We start from the raw sequence: 18,760 nt of genomic DNA on the forward strand, positions 1-18,760 counted from the left end.
CATCCCATCACGAAGCCCGCCATCTCCGAGTACGGCCTGGGCGGCCGGGCGGCATGGCGGTGCGGACGGCGGCGCGGGGGAGTGTTAGAACGAGAACGCAAGGGCCTGCCGGCATTGCGCCCCGCCCTGATCATCCCCGGTCACGGCTCCCCCTTCCCTGGAGGCATCCGATCATGAGCGAACGTCAGGAAGCCCAGTCGGCCAGGTCGTCCTTCGGCCTCGGACTGCACCACGTGCAGCTCGCCCTGCCGCCGGGCGAGGAGGACGTGTGCCGCCGGTTCTACGTGGACGTACTGGGCATGACCGAGGTCGAGAAGCCCCCGGTGCTCGCCGCCCGCGGTGGCCTGTGGGTGCGCGCCGACGATCTGGAGATCCACCTGGGGGTCGAGGAGGACTTCCGCCCGGCGCGCAAGGCCCATCCGGGCATCCTCGTCACCGGCCTGGACGCGCTGGCCGAACGGCTCGCGGGCCTGGGCGTCAAGGTGACCTGGGACGACGGCTTCCCGGGCCACCGGCGGTTCTACGTCGCCGACTGCCACGAGAACCGCCTGGAGTTCCTCTCCCCCCGTACCGGTGGGACGCGGGCGCGACCCTTATGAGGCGGTGCGCTGAGGCGGTGCGCTGAGGCGCGGAGCGGCCCTTGTGAGGCGGTGCCGCTAGCGCACGGTCATGACGAATGCCACCTTCGTGGCGTTGAGGGACCCGGTCACGCGCCAGCAGCCCGGCCGGGAGAACAGGATGCCGGTGGGCTGGAATCCCGTCGGCGCGTATCCCGAGGGGACTTCGGCCGTCGCGGTTCCCGTGCCGCCGTCGACGCGGGTCGCGCTCAGCCTGAGGCGCCCCTCGGCCAGCCGCCACCAGCCGATCTTGAAGCTGTGGCCCTGCGGGCGCGGGTCTCCGGGGTACGCCGGGTCGGGCAGGAACGCCCACAGATCTTTCGCGCCGAACCAGCGGTCCTCCCCTGGCCGGCGCCTGACCTGCGACGGCGGATCGTCCTCCCGGTCAGAGGGCCGGGTGACGGCGCACTCCGTCTTTGACCCCGGCGGCGCGGTCTCCGGGCGTACGGGAGGCGGTGTGGTGCTTCCCGTGAGTGCGGTGCGGGGGCTTGCGGGGGCCGCTGCCTGGGAGGGCGTGCCGGCCGAGCAACCCGATACCAGGCCGCCGCACGCGCTCAGGACGACGGCAAGGCAGGCGGCCATCCGGACCCCCGCGTGCCAGGGTCTTCTCATCTGCGGCTACCTCCCGGTCTCCCCGAAACGCTTTCGTCGCCGCTAGTACCCCCGACCGTGCCCCGAAGGTTCCCGCCGGTACGACCGAGGAACGTGGTACCGGGTGCGGGGTCTCCATCAAGAACGTGGTGCCCGATGCGGCCGGGTCTCCGTTCGAGGACGTGGTGCCAGGCGCGGGGGCGCGGCGGCAGGGCCTTCGTTCACGAGCCCGGCCGGGCCGGTGGCCGCCAGGGGTCTCCGTTCAGGACCCGCTCCAGCGCCGCCGTGTACGGCCGCACGTCCAGGCCCTTCTTCAGTGCCCACGCGTCGTCGTGGTACGTGCGGAGGTGACGCGGACCGGCGTCGGCGATCAGGGTCACCACGCTGCCCCGGATGCCGTCGCGGCGCATTCGGTGGATCAGTTCGAAGGCGCCCCAGAGGTTCGTCCCGGTCGATCCGCCCACCGGCAGGCCGGTCATGGTACGCACGTGACGCGCCCCCGCCACGCTCGCGGCGTCAGGGACGGGCACCACCACGTCGACCAGCGAGGGCGTGAAGCCGGGTTCCATCCGGGGGCGTCCGACCCCCTCGATCCGGGAAGGCATGCCCGTCGCGTAGTCGTCCGCACCACTGGCCCAGCCGGGAAAGTAGGCGGAGTTCTCCGGGTCGGCCACGGCCAGCCTCGTCGTGAGTGCGTGCTCGCGGATATGACGCCCGAGCACCGTGCTGGTGGCGCCCGTGCCCGCCCCCACCACGACCCAGCGCGGCATGGCCTCACCGGCTTCGCCCACCGGCCTCGCGTCGTCGCGCGTCGCGACCTCGCTCGCTTCGCCGGACCCGCCCGCCTCCCTCAGCTGGGCGAACAACTCCCCGGCGAGGTCGCCGGAACGCCAGTCGGCGGCCCCGGCGGCGGAGAAATGGTCCATGTAGTAACCCCCGGTCTCCTCGGCCAGCCGGTGTGCCGCCTCGTAGATCGCCAGCGGGGGAGTGACGAACCGGCATCGGCCGCCCAGGTTCTCCACGGGAGCCGACCGCTCGGCGGAGGGTTCCCCGGGCATCACGGCGACGTAGGAAAGGCCGAGAAGACGGGCGAAGTACGCCTCCGCGACCGCCATGGCGCCGCCGGTGGCCTCGACGATCGTGCCGCCTTCGCGGATCAGGCCCGCCGCCACCCCGTGCGCGAACAGAGCGCGTGCCAGCCGGTGCTTGAGGCTTCCCGTCGGCTGCGCCGACTCGTCCTTCAGGTAGAGGGTGATGCCCCACTCGGTGGGCAGCGGGAGGGTCCGCAATGGTGTGCGACCCACCCGTGCCGATTCCCTCTCAAGCCGGCGGATCGCCTCGTCCGTCCACTCATCTGAAATGTCCGTGCTCACGGCGCCAAATTACTCGATCTTCAGTCGCCGGGCCGGGCACCGGCTTGTGCGTGCGGCCATCTCGGGGGGAGATGGTGCGGGTGCGACTCCAGCAACTATGCGAAACCTTGTTGCCTACTATTTGCGGATATTTCTACCTTCGGAGCATGTGCTTTCGGCGGCAGCGGGTCGCGCTCGGATCGAGCCGCGTGCCCGCGCGGTACAGGGAGGCCGGATGATCGTTTCCGGGGGCGCCTACGCGGACGAGCCGAGGGATCGGCGCCGGGTGAACCGCACGACAGTGGAGCGCGTACGTGCCGCCGTGGCCCTGATCATGGAAAGCGAGAGCCGTCGAAGGCGGGCCGAGGGCCTGATGCACTGCTGGCGGCTGAGTCGTGAGGACCTCGACGAGGCGGCACGTGCCCTCGGCACCCCACCGGTAACCGACGAGGAATGGAACGCCGTCCAAGACGGCCGAGGCATCCAGAACTGAGCCCCGGCCACCGGCAACGCGACCAGAACCCGCGGTCCGGTGGTACCCCGGCCATGTCTCGCGGTCCGGTGGTACCCCGGCCATGTCTGGCGGTCCGGCCGTGACGCGCGTGGCATGGCGGTCATGGCCGGCCGCGTGCCTGGAACGGGCAGGACCCGCGGCTCAGCGTAAGAGGGCGCGGACGCGGGTGACCTCGGCGTCCAGGTGCCCCGGGGAAGAAGCATCGCGCCCTGGGGGCGGTGGGCCGGGGGTGGGCGCGGGACTTGCGCCCGGCCGGTTGGGGAGCCAGGTGGCGGGGGCGACAAAGGTCACCTTGCGGTCGCGGGGCGGGCCGTAGCACAGCTCGCCGAGGTAGCTCAGCGGCTTGAGCAGCGCGCCCCACCCGGAGGTCAGGGCCTCGCGCAGGTGGGCGTCGCCGGTGACGTCGAGAACGGCCTCGACGAGCTCCTCGCGGGTCAGCGCCCGCCCCTCGGCCAGGGCCTTCGGCACCGAGTCGATGATGGCTTCGAGCTCGGCCGCGGTGACGCCGTGACCGCGATGCCAGGACCCCTTCTCCCAGTAACGCAGGGAGCCCATCACCGCGGAGTAGACGGGCAGCTCGTCGGAGGGCACCAGGTGGAGGGTGCCGCGCATCAGCCAGGTCTTCACGAGCGAGCGCTCGTGCCAGAGCGCCTGGTCGACCTCGCCCGCCCGCGGGGCGTGCCGGTGCACGGCCACCGCCAGCTCGGCGGAGGAGGCCACCTGGGCCTGGACGCCGCAGAGCCGCCGCACGACCGGCACCACGCCGGAGCCGGCGGGCGGCTCCACGAACTGCCGTCTGAGCCGCCACGCCAGCACCTGCGGCCAGCTCACCCCTGTCGTCACCGCCCCTTTCTACAGGGCGCCACCGACAGATTCCGCGCCCGCCGACGGAGATCCGAGTCCGGGAAGGGTGGTACGACCTCCCTACCGAGAGCGGAAGGCGGGCCGGAGAGGGTCAGAAGCGGTGCGGGCCGAAGCGGCAGGGTGCCGGGACGCCGTCGCGGGGGTCAGAAGTGGTAGGGGCCGAAGCGGCCCCAGGCCACGAGGGCGGAGAGGATCAGCAGGACGACGTTGAGGACCGCGCCCTGGACCTCGTTGCGCCGCACGTGGACCACGATCGCGCCGATCATGATCAGGGCGAGGCCGGTGGCGGCGAGCGGGGCGAGGACGGTGGCGATGCCCGTCACGGCGGGGAGGATCAGGCCGAGCGCGGCCAGGAACTCCAGTCCGCCGATGAGCTTCACCGTGCCGGCGGAGTAGTCGTCGACCCACCCCATGTTCGTGGCGAGCTTCTCCTTGGGCTGAGTGGTCTTCAGTACACCCGCCATGCCGAAGGCCAGGGCGAGAAGCACCTGAACTATCCACAGGAAGACGTTCACAGGGTCTCCTTCGAGGGCCGGGGAGTGAGGGGCATGCCGCACAGGTGAGCCCGGCCGTCACCACCTGAGGGAAGTAGAAGTGGCTCTGACCTGGTACGGAGTGCGTATCGGCAAGTCGAGGGCCACCTCGACTCGCGAGCGTAGCACAGAAGTCGAGGCGAGCCTCAAGTTCGTTACACTAGGGAGATGCCGTCCGACGAGCCCACGCCGACCAAGACCGCGCGGCCCCTGCGCCGCGACGCGCAACGCAACCGTGACGCCCTGGTGGACGCCGCCCGCACCATCTTCGCCTCGGAGGGGCTCGACGCCCCGCTGGAACAGATCGCCAGGCAGGCGGGTGTCGCCATCGGCACGCTCTACCGCAACTTCCCCACCCGCATGGACCTCGTCGAGGCGATATTCGTCGGCAAGCTGCGCACCTGGCTGGAGAGCGCGGAGCAGGCCCTGAGCATGGACGACGCGTGGCAGGCGTTCGCCTTCTACCTGGAGAAGCTGTGTGAGCTGCAGGCCCACGACCGGGGGTTCAACGACCTGGCGTCCATGCGCTTCCCCCACGCGGAGTGCATGGAGCGCACCCAGGCCCGCATCAACGAGCTGAGCCGCCGCATCGTCGAGCGGGCGCAGGGCGAGGGAGTGGTCAGGCCGGACGTCACGGTGGAGGACCTGGCGTTCGTGATCTGGGCCCACACCCGCATCAGCGAGGCGACGAGCGAGGTCAGCCCCACCGCCTGGCGGCGCCACCTCGGGCTGATGCTCGACGCGTTCCGCGCCGAGCGCGCCCATCCGCTCCCCGAGCCGCCCATGCGTCCCGAGCAGGTCTACCAGGCGATGGTGAGCCTCGGAGGCTCCAGCACCTGCACCGGCTGAGCCCCCCTGACGGGCCGCCTGCGCGCCGTTCCGTCAGGCGGTGGCCGCGCTCATGATCTCAGAGATCAGGGCGCCGGAGGTGACCTGCCTGAGGTACTCCGGCTGCCGCAGCTCGCCGCCCATGAAGGGGCGCGGGTTCCGGTGTACGGCTGGGCTCGGCTCGCCCGTGAGCGCGGCGAAGTGGATCTCGCTGACCCCGGTCTGCGCCACGATGCGCCCGATGTTCCGCTCGGTCACGCCTCCGCCCGGCATCACGATGACGCGGTCGCCCGCGTGCCGTACGAGCGAGGCGATCAGCGGAGCGCCCTCCAGCACCGACACCTCCTGGCCGGAGGTCAGCACGCGCCGCACGCCGAGGTCGACGAGCGTGTCGAGCGCCTCGTAGGGGTTCGCCGTCATGTCGAAGGCGCGGTGGAAGGTGACCGGCAGGCCGTCCGCCGCCGCGATGAGCCGCTCGCACACCGGCCGGTCCACCGTGCCCTGCGGCGTCAGCGCGCCGATGACCACACCGTGCGCCCCGGCGGCCCGTACCTCGGCCACGTCCCGCTCCATGGCGGCGACCTCGTGGGCGTCGAAGATGAAGTCGCCGCCCCTCGGCCGGATGATCACGTGGACGCGGATGCCGGACACCGCCGCGAGCGTCGCCGCCACCGTGCCGATGGTCGGCGTGATGCCGCCCTCGAACAGCGCCGCGCACAGCTCCACCCGGTGCGCGCCCGCCCGTTCGGCCGCGAGGGCCGCCTCGGTGCTGTCGACGCAGATCTCGTACGTGAGGCTCATGTGCTTCCTTGGAACATAGCTGGCGGATCTGACAGTGCCGGGTCAAAAGAGCGCAGGGTCGAAGAGCGCCGGCTGAAACAGTGGTGGGTCAGAGGGTGGCGCGGATTTCCCCGACGGGACGGCCGCCGCCGAGCACCGGGACCGTGGTGAACGCCTCGGCGCCGGTGACGTCGGCCCCGAGCGCGGCCAGCGCGGCCAGCGCGATCGCCGATGTCGCCCTCGGGCCGCCGTCGACGACCTTGACGGCCACCGCGTGCCCCTCGGCTGTCGCGGCGACGAGCACGCCCTCCGCGCCGCCCTTCACCAGCGAGCCCGGCAGGGCGCGCATCAGCTCGGTGTTCAGGTGACCGGTCCCCCCGACGTACTCGGGGAACGAGCGCATCGCGTCGGCCACCGCCCGTTCGGGCGTGTCGCGCGGGGCGGTCACGAGCGCCCGTACGCCCCGCGCGAGCCCCGCGAGCGACATGGCGAACAGCGGGGCGCCGCAGCCGTCGACGGCCGTGTGCGGGCTCTGCTCGCCGGACAGCCTCTGGACGGCCGAACGCACCCGCTCCTGCAGCGGGTGCGAGGGGGTGAGGTACGACGCGGTGTCCCAGCCCGACGCCGCGCAGGCCAGCAGCATCGCCGCGTGCTTGCCCGAGCAGTTCATGCGCGCCCTGGACCTGCCCTCGCCCGACCTGATCAGGGCGTGCCGCGCGGGCTCGTCCTCCGGCCAGTCGGCGGGGCAGCCCAGGGCGGAAAGGCCCAGGCCCGCCTCGTCCATCATGGCGCCGACGAGCGCGACGTGGAAGTCCTCCCCTGTGTGACTTCCCGCCGCGATCGCCAGGCGCGAGCCGTCGAGCGGCGCGCCGGAGGTGAGGCAGGCGAGGGCCTGGAACGGCTTGGCGGAGGAGCGGGGCAGCATCGGCTCCTCCACGGCGCCGCGTGAGAGCGCGAGGGCCCCGTCCGGCCCGAGGCCCGCGACGCTGCCGAAATGGACGCTCTCGGTGAAGCCGGAACGGACGACCTCGGCCAGACGGGCGTACATGCGGTCACCTTTCTCGAACATGTCAGGCATGGACTGCGGCCTCCGGGACCGCCGGGGGCCTGGCGCGGCGGCCCCCGCGCGCCTGCCGCGCCTCCAGCGTGCGGGCGAGCTTGGACAGCGACGCGTTGACCACCAGATAGATCAGCGCCACGACGATGTAGGTCTGAATCAGCAGGTGGTTGTAGTTGGCGAGCACCTTGCCGCTGTACAGCAGCTCGGCGTAGCTCACGACGAATCCCAGCGAGGTGTCCTTGAGCAGGCCGACCGACTGGCTGACGATGGACGGGAGCACGCGCCTTGCCGCCTGGGGCAGCACGATGGCCCGCATGGTCTGCCCCCGGGTGAGCCCGATGGCGAGCCCCGCCTCGGTCTGGCCGCGCTCGATCGACAGGATGCCCGCGCGGAAGATCCCGGCGAACGCCGCCGCGTTGGACACCGAGAGCGGCACCACGAGCTTCCAGAACAGCGGCAGGTCCACGCCGTACCTCGGCAGCGCGAACAGCACGACGTAGACGAGCAGCAGCGCCGGGATGGTGCGCACGACCTCGATGTACGCGGCCGACGCCCAGCGCACCGGGCGCCGTGGCGACAGCCGGCCGAGCGCGAGCAGCAGACCGCCTGCCATGGCGAGCGCGGCGGAGACCACGGCCGCCAGAGCGGTCGACCACAGCCCGTCGAGCAGGTAGCGCCACATCGGCCAGGTGGCGTACGGCTGCCACCGCGCCGCGTCGAGCTGCCCGTTCGCGGCGAACTGCCGTACGGCCAGGGCCACCAGGCCGAGCGCCGCCAGCGTGAAGACGATGGTGGCGGTGCGGACCCGGCGCCGCGCGCGCGGCCCCGGCTCGTCGAAGAGCAGGCGGCTCGGGGCGCTCCCTCGCGTCATCGGGCCACCGCCAGCTTCCGTTCGAGAACGCCGGTGGCGAGCCCGACCAGCGACGACAGCAGCATGTACGCCAGCCCGGCCCCGACGAAGATCGGGATGGGCTGTGCCTCGATGAGGTTCACCCGGTTGGCGGCGGCGGTCAGCTCGACCACGCCGACCGCCGCCGCCAGGGAGGTGTTCATCGTGAGCATGATGAAGATGTTGCCGAGCGGCTGGACGACCGTGCCGAGCGCCTGCGGCAGCACCACGTACCGCAGGGACCCGGTGAAGCCGAGCCCGAGCGCCCGGGCGGCCTCGCCCTGCCCGGCGGGGACCGAGTTGACCCCCGACCTCAGCGCCTCGGCCACGTAGGCGGCCTGGTACAGCGCGATCACCACCACCGCCGTCGTGAACAGTCCCGCCTGGACGCCGATCTCCGGCAGCCCGAAGACCGCCAGGATCAGCAGCACCAGCAGGGGGATGTTCTGCAGCGTCTCGACGTAGACCGTGCCGGCGGCGCGCAGCACGGGCACCGGGCTGACGCGGGCCGTCGCGACCAGGACGCCCACCACGGACGCGCCCGCGAACGCGAGCAGCGTGAGCCGCAGGGTGACGAGCAGGCCGTCCCACAGCGCCGGGAGGTTGCCGGACAGTGCGTCCATCGGGGAGGTCGGCCCTACGAGCCCGGGACCGAGCCGATGGCGGGCGGCGTGGGCGCCTCGCCCTGCACGACCGTGCCGATCGAGTTCTTCCACGCCTGCTGCCACAGGCCCGCGTCCTGCGACTTCTTCAGCCAGTCGTTGACGAACTTCTTCATCTGGTCGTCACCGTGCTTGAGGCCGATGCCGTACGGGTCGGTCGTGAACGGCTCGCCGACCACCTGCAGCTCGGGGTCGCTCTTGCCGTCGGCGACGAGCAGCGACTGGTCCTGCACGTAGGCGACGCCGCGGTCCTGCTTGAGCGCCTGGACGCACTCGGGGTCGCTGCCGAAGGTCACGATCTTGGCGTTGGGCGCGACCTTCTTGAGTGCCGGGATGGCCGGGGTGTTGGCGCCCGCGATGACCGTCTTGCCGTCCAGGTCCTCGGGCTTGGCGATCCCGGTCGTCCCCTTCTTGACCGCGACGGCGAGGCCGGAGGTGTAGTACGGCCCGGCGAAGGCGACCTGCTTGGCCCGCTCCGGCGTGATCGTGTAGGTCTGGAACACCACGTCGACGGTGCCGTTGGACAGCAGCGCCTCCCGCGTCTCCGAGGCGGCGTTCACGATCTTCACCTTGGGCGCGCCGATGATGTACTTCGCCAGCAGCTTGCCGAGGTCGGCGTCGAAGCCCTCCACCTGACCCGTCACCGGGTTCTGCTGGGAGAGCAGCGGCGCGTCGAGCGAACCGCCGACGATGAGCTCGCCGCGCTTCTTGATCTTCTCCATCGTCGACCCGGGCAGGATCTCGGAGGCCGCGGCGACGGGGGCGTTCGCGAAGGCGTCCGCGGCCGTCGCACCCCCGTCACCGGGAGCGCCGGGCGGCACGGCGGCCGAGCCGCCGCTTCCCGAGCAGGCGGCCGCCCCGGCCAGCGACACCACGGTCACCACGGTCAGCGCCGCGCGGCGCGAGCGTGACAGTGCGGCAGCGTGCACCATCACCAACTCCATTCTCGTCGTTTGCGATCGAACTTAATTCGGAATCGAAGTTTTACGGACGATAGAGGTCGATATCGGGCTAAGTCAACTGATTGCTGTACTAAGTCATGACGTGGTATGCATCTCCCTGTGTCAGGCAAAGGTGAGCTCCTCCGTCTCGTCGCCCTGGGCCATGCCGAGTCGCGCGCGGAACTCGCCCGGCATTCGGGCCTCGCCCCGTCGAGCGTGTCGCTGCGCGTCGAGGAGCTGATCGACGCGGGCCTGCTCCAGGAGGAGGGCGCGGGGCTGTCCAGAGGCGGCCGGCGTCCCCGGCGTCTCAGGCTCGCCCCCTGGGCCGGGCTGCTCGCCGTGGCCGACCTCGGCAGCCACCACGCCAGGCTCGGCCTGGTCGACCTGAGCGGCACGCCCCTGGCCGTCGTCGAGCACGCCTGCGACATAGGGGACGGGGCGCGGCCCACGCTCGACTGGCTCGTGACCCGGCTGGAGGAGCTCGTCGCGGCGCGGGGCGGCGGGCTCCCGGTGCGGGGGGTCGGCATCGGCGTTCCCGGCCCGGTCGACCCGTCCGACGGCACCGTCATCTCGCCCTCGCGCATGCCGGGCTGGAACGAGTACCCCGTCGGCGCGCACCTCGCCGATCGGTTCGGCGTCCCCATCCTGGTCGAGAACGACGCCAACCTGATGGCGGCGGGGGAGCATCTCGCCTGGCCGGGCTGCGAGAACCTCATGGTCCTCAAGGTCGGCACCGGCATCGGCTGCGGCATCATCGCCGGCGGGCGGCTGCACCGGGGGCGCGGGGCGGCGGGCGACATCAGCCACGTGCGCGTGCGCGCGGACAGGTCGGTGATGTGCTCGTGCGGCCACTCCGACTGCCTGGAGGCCTTCGCCAGCGGCGCCGCGCTGATGGCCGCCCTCGCCGAGCAGGGCATCGAGGTCGACCACCCCGCGCGCATCGCCGCCCTCGCGGCCGACGGCGTCCCGCAGGCCACCAACCTCGTACGCGGCGCGGGGCGGCTCATCGGCGACGTGCTCACCGCGCTCGTCAACTTCTTCAACCCCGACGCGGTGGTGATCGGGGGAAGCCTGTCGGCGGCCGAGCAGCTCGTCGCCGCCGTCAGGGGCGCGGTCTACGAGCGCTGCCTGCCCCTGGCCACCCGCGACCTCAAGATCGACGCGACGCGGGCCGGGCCGAACGCGGCCATTCTCGGCGCGGGCTCACTGCTGCGCGACGTCGTGCTCTCCGGCGGCTGGGTCGACGAGGCGACCGCCCGCGCCTGAGCCCCGGAAACGCGACCGGTCAGATCCAGTCCTTCTTGCGGAAGACGAGGTAGAGGATCGACGAGGCCACGATGATCAGAAGGCTGGAGGTCCAGAACCCGGCCGCGTGCGAGAAGCCGGGGAAGGGGATGTTCTGCCCGTAGAAGCCGGTGATCAGGGTGGGCACCGCGATGATCGCGGCCCAGCTCGTCACCCGCTTCATGATGTCGTTCATCCGGTAGCCCTGGAGGTTCAGGTGGGTCTCGTAGACGTTGCCCACCAGCTCGCGAAGCGACTCGGTCCACTCCGACACCCGCAGCACGTGGTCGTAGACGTCCTGGTAGTAGGGCGCCATCTCGGGCTCGACCACTCGCAGGTCGCGGCGGATGAGGCTGTTCACCACCTCGCGCATCGGCACCACGACGCGCCTGAACCGCACCGTGGTCCTGCGCAGGTCGAACATCTGGCGCTGCATGGCCCGCCCGTCGCCCGGGCGGTCGGTGAAAAGCTGGTCCTCCAGCTCCTCCACCTGGTCGTCGAGCGCCTGGGCGACGTCGAAGTGGCCGTCCACGACGTAGTCGAGCAGGGAGTGCAGGAGGAAGGAGACGCCGTGCCTGGCGAGCCCGCCCTCGGCGTCCCAGCGCGCCACCACGGCGTCGATGTCGCAGGTGTCGTCGGACCGGACCGTCACCAGGGCGTTCCTGGTGACGAAGACCGACACCTCGGTGAGGTCCAGGGGCCCGTCGCCCTCGCCCAGCCTGACGGCGTAGACGGTGAGGAACAGGTGACTCTCGTAGATGTCGAGCTTCGGCCTCTGGTGGGGGTGCAGCACGTCCTCGACGGCGAGGGGGTGCAGCCCGAGCTCCTCGCTGATGACGGCGAGCTTCTCAGGGGTGGGAGCAAGCAGGTCGAACCACACGGTCGCCGACGGATCCTTGATGTGCTCGGATACGTCGGCGATCGGGAAGCCCTCGGCCTCAAGGACGCCGTCGCGGTAGAGGCGGGTGCGGTCCATGTCGGCCAAGCCTAGTCGTGCCGTTCAGCGCCCATGACGGCGTTCCGGCGGCATGCCGGAGCGCAGGGCGTACACGATCAGCGCGAGCCCCAAGAGGATCTGCCCGCCGAGCACGATGCGGTTGACGTCGATGGCGGGCTCCCATGACACCTTGCCGTCCCTGATGACGTACGCGCCGACGGGGCCGGCCGTCGTGGCTCCGCCTCCGCCCGTGCCGCCGGAGATCCGTTCCTGCACGTGGCCGGTGCCGAACCCGCCCGCCGCGCGCACCGAGACCGCCGGGATGACCGTTGCGCCGTCCCTCTCGTACGGCTCCCCGTACACCCGCCGGGCGCCCGAAATGTGCTCGAAGAAGTCCCGCATCTCCATGCCGTCTCCGCTCATGATTCGTCGCGATGGACGCCATCATCCCCCAGGAGGCGCCGTCGCCAAGTCCGGACTCAGCGCCGTGCAAGTGGCCGGTCCTACAACGGAGACGTGAACCACACCAACGACAACTCTGCGATCATGGATGCGTACGACGTCCGGCGGGCCGTGGCAGAGGACGTGCCGGTCATCCATGAGCTGGTGTCCGCCTGTGACACCGAGGTCCTCGGCCACCCCGACATGACCGAGGACGACGTGGCTGACGGCCTCGCCGATCCGGGCTTCGACCTCGGCCGCGACGGCTGGCTGGTGTTCCGCCGCGACGGGGACCCGGCGCTGGTGGGCTGGGGCTACGCCTCGCGCCAGGGCGACGACGGCAACGTCGAGATCGAGATCCTCTCCCGCGACGCGGCGGTGACCCCCTGGCTGTGGGACACCGTCCTGCGGCGGGCCGGCGAGCTGGCCGCCGAGGCCGGGCACCCCCACGCGGTGGCCGACATCGGCGTCTACCGGCAGGACGACGCCAAGCGGGCGCTGGCCAAGGAGCACGGCTTCGAGGCCGCGACCGGCTTCCACCGGCTGAGGGCCGACCACGCCGAGGTGGACCCCGGGTCCCTCCCCGGTGTCACCGTGCGCGGGGCGGCCGGGTCCGAGGAGCTGACGCGGGCCGCCCACCGGATCCACCAGGAGGGCTTCGCCCAGCACTTCGGGTTCGTCCCCAAGGAGTACGACCGGTGGAGGGAGGACTTCGAGTCCTCCAGCACCCACGACTGGTCGCAGCTCCTCGTCGCCGAGGTGGACGGCGCTCCGGCGGCGATGCTGCTCGGGAGCGACATGTTCGTCAGCGATGAGAACTGCGGGTACGTCCGGATCCTGTCGGTGCTGCCGGAGTTCCGGGGCAGGGGCGTCGGCAAGCTGCTGCTGCGGCACGCCTTCGCCGGGGACGTGGCCCGGGGGAGGGCCGGCACGTACCTGCACGTGGACTCCGGCAACAGCTCCCCGGCGCTTGATCTGTACCTGTCGGTGGGCATGCGGCCGGTGCTCGCCATCGACGTCTGGCGCCGTACGATCTGACCGGTCCCGCTAGCGGCGGCTCGCCCCGGCCGCCGCCTCCCGGCGCAACCGCGCTCCACGACCACTGACCAGGTAAGCTCCCCGGCGAAGCGTCCGCGATGTCCGGTTTATCCGATCGTGACTTGACGCCGAATGTGTCCCGCGGGTTACATGTCCTCACCCCGTAAACGTTTTCAGAGTTCTCAGCCTCGTTCTCTGTAAACGTTTACCGTTTTCGACCACCGAGGTGACACGTGAGTGACGGGCCGACGATCACGACGATCGCCCAGCGCGCGGGAGTGTCCATCGCGTCGGTGTCACGGGTGCTCAACGGGCTGCCCACCAAGGCCGAGACCGAGCGCCGGGTGATGAGCGCAGCGCGCGAGCTCGGCTACGTGCCGAACTCGGTCGCGAGGTCGCTGAAGTCCAGGCGCAGCAACCAGGTGGGCTTCGCGATGGCCGACATAGGGAACCCGGTGTACCTCGCGATGATCCGCGAGATCCAGCCGGTGCTCAAGGCGGCCGGCTACCGGCTGGTGCTGCACTCCACGAACGTGGACGCCGCGGACGAGATCGACGTGCTGCGCGGCCTCGGGGAGCGGTACATCGACGGCCTCATCATGATCCCGCTGCGCGTGACCGGCGAGCACCTGAAGATGTTCGCCGCCGCCCGGGCGCCGATCGTGATCATCGGTTCCGTCCCCGAGGGCACCCCCGTCGACAACGTGCGTACCGACTCCCGCAAGGGCGTGCGGCTCGCCGTCGAGCACCTCCACCGGCTCGGCCGCAGGCGCATCGGCTTCGTGAACGGCCCGCTCGACACCGTCCCGGGCGCCGCCCGCTCGGCCGCCTACGCCGAGGCGCTCGCGGCGCTCGGCCTGCCGTACGACCCCGGCCTCGTGGAGGTGGGCGACTTCTACCGCCCGGAAGGCGCGAGTGCCGCCGCCCGCCTGATCGACCGCGTGCCCGACCTCGACGCGCTGCTGTGCGCCAACGACCTGATCGCGCTCGGGGCGCTCGATGTCCTGCGGCGCGAGCGGCGGCGGGTGCCCGAGGAGGTCGCCGTGGCGAGCATGGACGACACCGACCTCGCCACCGTCGCCTGGCCCCCGCTGACCAGCGTCTCGCTCGGCTCCGCCGAACGCGGCCGGGCGGCGGCCGAGCTCCTGCTCGACCGGCTCGCCCACGGCGACCGCGAGCCCCGCGTGGTCACCGTCGAGCCCCACCTGGTGATCCGCGCCTCGACCCTGGGGGAGGAGACCTCATGACCCTGACGGCCGAAAGGACGCGAAGGCCCGCCACGGGTCACCGCGGCAGGGAGAAGAGGGGCCGGCAGGGGCGCGAGACGCTGGTGCTCATGCTGCCGGCGCTCGTGCCGGTGCTGGTCTTCAGCGTCGGGCCGCTGCTGTACGGCATCTTCCTCGCCTTCACCGACGCGAGGTCGGGGCGCAACGCCGTGACGTCCTTCGTCGGGCTGGCGAACTTCGGCGACCTGATGGCCGACGCGGACTTCTGGGCGTCGTTCCGCATCGGCCTGATCTGGGCGGTCTCGGTGACCGTGCTGCAGTTCCTCGCCTCGCTCGGGCTGGCCCTGCTGCTCAACGAGGACCTGCGGTTCCGGGCGTTCGCGCGGGTGCTGGTGCTGGTGCCGTGGGCCATGCCGCCCGTCGTCGTCGGGCTGATGTGGCGGCTGGTCTACCACCCGAACGCCGGGATCCTCAACAGCGTGCTGCGCGACGTCGGCCTGCTCGACCACAACATCGACTGGCTCAACGACTTCTCCATCGCGCTCCCCGCCGTGATCGTCGTCGGCATCTGGACCGGCATGCCGCAGACGACCGTCGTGCTGCTCGCCGGGCTGCAGAACGTGCCCAAGGAGCTGTACGAGGCCGGCCACATGGACGGGGCCTCGTCCTTCCGCCGCTTCTGGAGCATCACGCTGCCGCAGCTCCGCCCGATCATCGTGACGATCACCTCCCTGGACTTCGTCTGGAACATCAACCAGTTCGGCCTGGTCTACGTCCTCACCCAGGGCGGGCCCGGCGGGCAGACCCGGCTGCCGATGCTCTTCGCCTACGAGGAGGCCTTCCGCTACGGCTTCTTCGGGTACGCGGCCACGCTCGGCGTCGCCTTCGTGATCGTCGTGCTGGCCGTGCTGGGCCTCTATATCTGGCGGCAGATGCGGGAGGCGAACTGACATGCGCAGGCCACTGCAGTACCTCGCCCTGCTGGGCTACGTCGTCTTCCTGGCCTTCCCCATGGTCTGGCTGCTGTCCACGGCGCTCAAGACGTCGCGGGAGATGGCGAGCCTGGTGCCCACGTGGATCCCGCGCCACCCGGTCCTGTCGAACTTCGCCGACGCGTTCGGCGAGCAGGACCTCGTCGGCAGCGCGCTGCGCAGCCTCGCGGTGGCCGTCGCCTGCTCGGTGCTGACCGTCGTGCTCGCGCTGCCCGCCTCGTACGCGATGGCCCGCTACCGATCGCTCGTCAGCAAGTTCGCGGTCGGGTGGGTGCTGGTCAGCCAGGTCTTCCCGTTCATCCTGATCATCATCCCGCTGTTCATGGTGCTGCGGCGGCTGGACCTGGTGAACACCCTGCCCGGCCTCACCGTCGTGCACGTGACGTTCGTGCTGCCGTTCGCGCTGTGGATGCTCCAGGGGTACGTGCGCGCGGTGCCGCGCGAGCTGGAGGAGGCCGCGGCGGTCGACGGCGCGGGCCGGATCCGCTCGCTGGTGAAGGTGGTCGCGCCGCTGCTCGCCCCCGGCGTGGTCGCCACGGCGCTGTTCGCCTTCATCTCCTCCTGGAACGAGTTCCTTTTCGCACTGGTCGTCCTCAAGGACCCCGACGTGGCGACCCTGCCACTGACCCTCGTCAAGTTCACCGGCGCGGAGGGGGTCGTACGTCTCGGCCCGCTCGCGGCGGCGTCGCTGCTCGCGACGATCCCGAGCCTGGTGTTCTTCGCGATCATCCAGCGGCGGCTCAGATCGGGCCTGATGGCCGGCGCGGTCAAGGGCTAGGTCCCGCGGAACCCCTCAAGCATGCTGCACCCCCTGATAGGAGAATCTCTTGCGTACCAGAACCGCACTCGCGGTGGCGGCGGCCGCGATGGTCGCGCTGACGGCCGGCTGCTCGTCCGGCGGAGACGCCGGCGGCGGCGACCAGCCCGCCAAGGCCGTGAACCTGAAGTTCCTGAGCCTCGCGTGGCAGAAGGAGTCCATCGCCGCGAACAAGCAGATCGTCGGCGAGTGGAACAAGGCCAACCCCGGCACCCAGGTCGAGTACGTCCAGGGGAGCTGGGACAACGTAAACGACCAGCTCGTCACCTCGTTCGAGGGCGGTGACCCGCCGGACGTCATCCACGACGACTCCCCGGCGCTGGCCGGCTTCGCCTCGCGCGGCTACCTCATGGACCTCACCGGCAAGCTCCCCGACGACCTGAAGAGCGACATCCCCCAGCCCGCCTGGGACACCGTGACCTTCGCCGACGGCAAGGGCGGCCAGGGTGTGTACGGCGTGCCGTTCCTGCAGGAGTCGCAGGTCATCATCGCCAACAAGAAGCTGCTCGACGCGGCGAAGGTGCGCATCCCGACCCCGGACAACCCCTGGACCTGGGACGAGTACGCCGAGATCTGCAAGAAGCTCACCAAGGACGGCGCCTTCGGGGTGGCCTGGCCGCTGAAGTCGCCGGTCAACAAGGTGCTCAACCTCGGCCTGAACTTCGGCGGCACCTTCTTCCAGACCGACGGCACCAAGGCCACGGTCAAGGTCGGCCCCGAGGAGCGCGAGGTCCTTCAGCGCATCCACGACCAGCTCTACAAGGACAAGTCGGCCGACCTGTCCACGCTCGGCATGGGCACCGCCGACCCGCTTCCCGGCTTCTACGCGGGCAAGTACGCCATGATCCCCGCAAGCGTCTACCTGCGCCAGCAGGTCGTGGAGCAGGCGCCGGCCGGCTTCGAGTGGATCACGCTCCCGCCGCTGAAGGGCACCACCTCCAACCAGGGCGCCGCCTCGCAGACCCTGTCGGTCGCGGCCGACAGCAAGTACCCCGACCAGGCGACGAAGTTCATCTCGTTCTTCCTGAACAGCGCCAACCAGGCCAAGCTCGCCAAGGGCGACTGGCTGCTCCCGACCAGCACCAAGGCCGCGAGCGACCCGTCGATGACGACCAAGGAGAACGGCTGGGACGTGGCGACGGCCTCGGCCAAGAACCTCGTGGTCGCCCCCTACCTGCGGGTGAACGGGTTCGACGAGTGGAAGAGCAAGGTGGCCACGCCCACCCTGCAGCAGTACTTCGCCAACAAGATCACCCTCGACCAGGCGGCCAAGGCGCTCGTCGAGGAGGGCGACAAGGTGCTGGAGCGGTACAGCAAATGAAGCTGACCCGCGCCCGGGGGTGCCTGCTCGGCCTGGCGGCCGGCGACGCCCTCGGGCGGCCCGCCGAGAACCTCGCCCCGGAGGAGATCGCCCGGCGCTGGGGCCGTCTCACCGAGATCGAGCCCGGCATGGGCGGCACCGACGACACCGAGTACACCATCTTCGCCTCCTCCCTGCTGTGCAGGTACGGCTCGGCCATGACCCCCGCCGACGTCGCCAGGGAGTACCGCGAGCAGATCATCCCGAACATCGAGGGACCGATGCGCGGTGCGGGGTTCTCCGAGCTCGGCGCCATCCAGGCGCTGCGCCGGGGCATCGAGCCGCCGCTGTCCGGCAGGTGGCACCAGCACGGCTGGTCCGACGGGCTCGCAATGCGCGCCGCGCCGTACGGCGTCTTCGCCGCCGGCGACCCGGTCGAGGCCGCCCGGCTCGTGGCGGTCGACGGGGTGGTGAGCAACAGCGGCGAGGGCGTGTACGGCGGCCAGGCGGTGGCGGCGGCGGTGGCCGTCGCCATGACCGGCGCCTCGCCTGGCGAGGTCGTCGAGGCCGGCATCGCGGCCGTCCCCGAGGATTCCTGGACCTCCCGCAACCTGCGTGCCGCTGTCGCGGCAGTGGCAACGGCATCGGCTGAGGCGCTGTACGAGGCCGTGGTCGTGCGCCACTACCCCTGGACGGACCTCGCGCCCGAGGCGGTCGCGCTCGCCTTCGCCGGGTACCTCATGGGCGCGGGCGAGGTCGAGGAGTCGGTGGTGTGCGCCGCCAACCTCGGCAGGGACGCCGACACCACGGCGGCGATCGCCGGCGCCCTCGCGGGGGCGGGGCGCGGCGAGGCCGCGGTGCCGGAACGGTGGGCCAGGGAGATCGGGCCGGTCACCGGGAGATGCCTTCCGGTCGTCGCCGGGTGCCACGTGCTCGACGTCGCCACCGAACTGGTGGCCGCGACCGGGGAACCGGCGTGACCGCGCGCCGGGCGACCGGCGTGACCGCGCGCCGGCCGGCCGGCGGGACCGCGCATCGGAGGACCGGCGTGACCGCGCACGAGGGCCGGCCGGCATGTTCGCGGCGCCGGCCCA

21 protein-coding genes are annotated in these 18,760 nt (G+C 71.4%); 10 read left to right on the forward strand and 11 right to left on the reverse strand.

Annotation, left to right across the window (positions count from 1 at the left end):
- Positions 1–173 precede the first annotated feature (173 nt).
- Positions 174–599 carry a glyoxalase gene (locus ACOZ38_RS14095; protein WP_424530988.1) on the forward strand — a complete coding sequence of 142 codons (426 nt, stop codon included), beginning with the start codon at positions 174–176 and terminating at the stop codon, positions 597–599.
- Positions 600–656: 57 nt separating this feature from the next.
- On the opposite strand, the gene ACOZ38_RS14100 is transcribed toward ACOZ38_RS14095, so the two are convergent.
- Together ACOZ38_RS14100 and ACOZ38_RS14105 are read right to left on the reverse strand one after the other, a co-directional pair.
- The gene (locus ACOZ38_RS14100; RefSeq protein WP_424530989.1) at positions 657–1,229 is read right to left on the reverse strand and encodes a hypothetical protein; all 573 of its coding nucleotides are present in this window, start codon (positions 1,227–1,229) and stop codon (positions 657–659) included.
- Positions 1,230–1,429: 200 nt separating this feature from the next.
- Positions 1,430–2,512, reverse strand: coding sequence for a PLP-dependent cysteine synthase family protein (locus ACOZ38_RS14105; protein ID WP_424530990.1), 1,083 nt, complete (start codon positions 2,510–2,512; stop codon positions 1,430–1,432).
- Between the two features lie 283 nt (positions 2,513–2,795).
- On the opposite strand from ACOZ38_RS14105, the gene ACOZ38_RS14110 reads away from it, so the two are divergent.
- Positions 2,796–3,053, forward strand: a complete 258-nt coding sequence (locus tag ACOZ38_RS14110) for a hypothetical protein (protein WP_424530992.1) — start codon at positions 2,796–2,798, stop codon at positions 3,051–3,053.
- Between the two features lie 162 nt (positions 3,054–3,215).
- Here the strand turns inward: ACOZ38_RS14110 and ACOZ38_RS14115 are convergent, their stop codons facing one another.
- Both ACOZ38_RS14115 and ACOZ38_RS14120 read right to left on the reverse strand, forming a co-directional pair.
- Entirely contained in the window at positions 3,216–3,917 is a 702-nt protein-coding gene (locus ACOZ38_RS14115; protein WP_424530993.1) for a DNA glycosylase AlkZ-like family protein, read from the reverse strand.
- A 164-nt stretch (positions 3,918–4,081) separates the two neighbouring features.
- The gene (locus ACOZ38_RS14120; RefSeq protein WP_424530995.1) at positions 4,082–4,453 is read right to left on the reverse strand and encodes a DoxX family protein; all 372 of its coding nucleotides are present in this window, start codon (positions 4,451–4,453) and stop codon (positions 4,082–4,084) included.
- 186 nt (positions 4,454–4,639) lie between these two features.
- Between ACOZ38_RS14120 and ACOZ38_RS14125 the strand changes: the two genes are divergently transcribed.
- Positions 4,640–5,320, forward strand: a complete 681-nt coding sequence (locus ACOZ38_RS14125; RefSeq protein ID WP_424530996.1) for a TetR/AcrR family transcriptional regulator — start codon at positions 4,640–4,642, stop codon at positions 5,318–5,320.
- A gap of 33 nt (positions 5,321–5,353) precedes the next feature.
- Here the strand turns inward: ACOZ38_RS14125 and ACOZ38_RS14130 are convergent, their stop codons facing one another.
- The 5 genes from ACOZ38_RS14130 to ACOZ38_RS14150 form a co-directional block, all read right to left on the reverse strand.
- Positions 5,354–6,100: a copper homeostasis protein CutC gene (locus ACOZ38_RS14130; RefSeq protein ID WP_424530998.1), complete on the reverse strand. Its 747-nt coding sequence runs from the start codon at positions 6,098–6,100 to the stop codon at positions 5,354–5,356.
- An 88-nt stretch (positions 6,101–6,188) separates the two neighbouring features.
- Entirely contained in the window at positions 6,189–7,127 is a 939-nt protein-coding gene (locus ACOZ38_RS14135) for an asparaginase (protein WP_424531000.1), read from the reverse strand.
- 22 nt (positions 7,128–7,149) lie between these two features.
- Entirely contained in the window at positions 7,150–8,010 is an 861-nt protein-coding gene (locus ACOZ38_RS14140; protein ID WP_424531002.1) for an amino acid ABC transporter permease, read from the reverse strand.
- A complete protein-coding gene (locus tag ACOZ38_RS14145) occupies positions 8,007–8,651 on the reverse strand; it encodes an amino acid ABC transporter permease (protein WP_405147033.1) in 645 nt (214 codons plus the stop codon). The genes ACOZ38_RS14140 and ACOZ38_RS14145 overlap by 4 nt, the downstream gene beginning before the upstream one ends.
- A 14-nt stretch (positions 8,652–8,665) precedes the next feature.
- Positions 8,666–9,622 (reverse strand): glutamate ABC transporter substrate-binding protein, encoded by a 957-nt coding sequence (locus ACOZ38_RS14150; RefSeq protein WP_405147035.1) that lies wholly within the window; start codon positions 9,620–9,622, stop codon positions 8,666–8,668.
- A 129-nt stretch (positions 9,623–9,751) separates the two neighbouring features.
- Here ACOZ38_RS14150 and ACOZ38_RS14155 point away from each other — a divergent pair, with 129 nt between their 5' ends.
- Positions 9,752–10,897 carry an ROK family protein gene (locus ACOZ38_RS14155; RefSeq protein WP_424531004.1) on the forward strand — a complete coding sequence of 382 codons (1,146 nt, stop codon included), beginning with the start codon at positions 9,752–9,754 and terminating at the stop codon, positions 10,895–10,897.
- A gap of 19 nt (positions 10,898–10,916) precedes the next feature.
- Here the strand turns inward: ACOZ38_RS14155 and ACOZ38_RS14160 are convergent, their stop codons facing one another.
- Together ACOZ38_RS14160 and ACOZ38_RS14165 are read right to left on the reverse strand one after the other, a co-directional pair.
- A complete protein-coding gene (locus ACOZ38_RS14160; RefSeq protein ID WP_424531006.1) occupies positions 10,917–11,891 on the reverse strand; it encodes a magnesium transporter CorA family protein in 975 nt (324 codons plus the stop codon).
- A 24-nt stretch (positions 11,892–11,915) separates the two neighbouring features.
- Positions 11,916–12,260, reverse strand: coding sequence for a sporulation protein (locus tag ACOZ38_RS14165; RefSeq protein ID WP_424531007.1), 345 nt, complete (start codon positions 12,258–12,260; stop codon positions 11,916–11,918).
- A gap of 108 nt (positions 12,261–12,368) precedes the next feature.
- Between ACOZ38_RS14165 and ACOZ38_RS14170 the strand changes: the two genes are divergently transcribed.
- From ACOZ38_RS14170 to ACOZ38_RS14195, 6 genes are all read left to right on the forward strand, one after another.
- Complete coding sequence (locus tag ACOZ38_RS14170; RefSeq protein ID WP_424531008.1) at positions 12,369–13,331, forward strand: GNAT family N-acetyltransferase; 963 nt, start codon at positions 12,369–12,371, stop codon at positions 13,329–13,331.
- A 233-nt stretch (positions 13,332–13,564) separates the two neighbouring features.
- Positions 13,565–14,578 carry a LacI family DNA-binding transcriptional regulator gene (locus ACOZ38_RS14175; protein WP_424531010.1) on the forward strand — a complete coding sequence of 338 codons (1,014 nt, stop codon included), beginning with the start codon at positions 13,565–13,567 and terminating at the stop codon, positions 14,576–14,578.
- On the forward strand, positions 14,575–15,507 hold the full coding sequence (locus ACOZ38_RS14180; RefSeq protein WP_424531012.1) for a carbohydrate ABC transporter permease: 933 nt from the start codon (positions 14,575–14,577) through the stop codon (positions 15,505–15,507). Before ACOZ38_RS14175 ends, ACOZ38_RS14180 begins: the two co-directional genes overlap by 4 nt.
- A gap of 1 nt (position 15,508) precedes the next feature.
- Positions 15,509–16,327: a carbohydrate ABC transporter permease gene (locus tag ACOZ38_RS14185; protein ID WP_424531014.1), complete on the forward strand. Its 819-nt coding sequence runs from the start codon at positions 15,509–15,511 to the stop codon at positions 16,325–16,327.
- A gap of 49 nt (positions 16,328–16,376) precedes the next feature.
- Positions 16,377–17,687, forward strand: coding sequence for an ABC transporter substrate-binding protein (locus ACOZ38_RS14190; RefSeq protein ID WP_405147049.1), 1,311 nt, complete (start codon positions 16,377–16,379; stop codon positions 17,685–17,687).
- A complete protein-coding gene (locus ACOZ38_RS14195; RefSeq protein ID WP_424531016.1) occupies positions 17,684–18,646 on the forward strand; it encodes an ADP-ribosylglycohydrolase family protein in 963 nt (320 codons plus the stop codon). Before ACOZ38_RS14190 ends, ACOZ38_RS14195 begins: the two co-directional genes overlap by 4 nt.
- Positions 18,647–18,760: the final 114 nt, after the last annotated feature.

Source organism: Sphaerisporangium viridialbum, assembly GCF_049674955.1.
GTDB lineage: Bacteria > Actinomycetota > Actinomycetes > Streptosporangiales > Streptosporangiaceae > Sphaerisporangium > Sphaerisporangium viridialbum.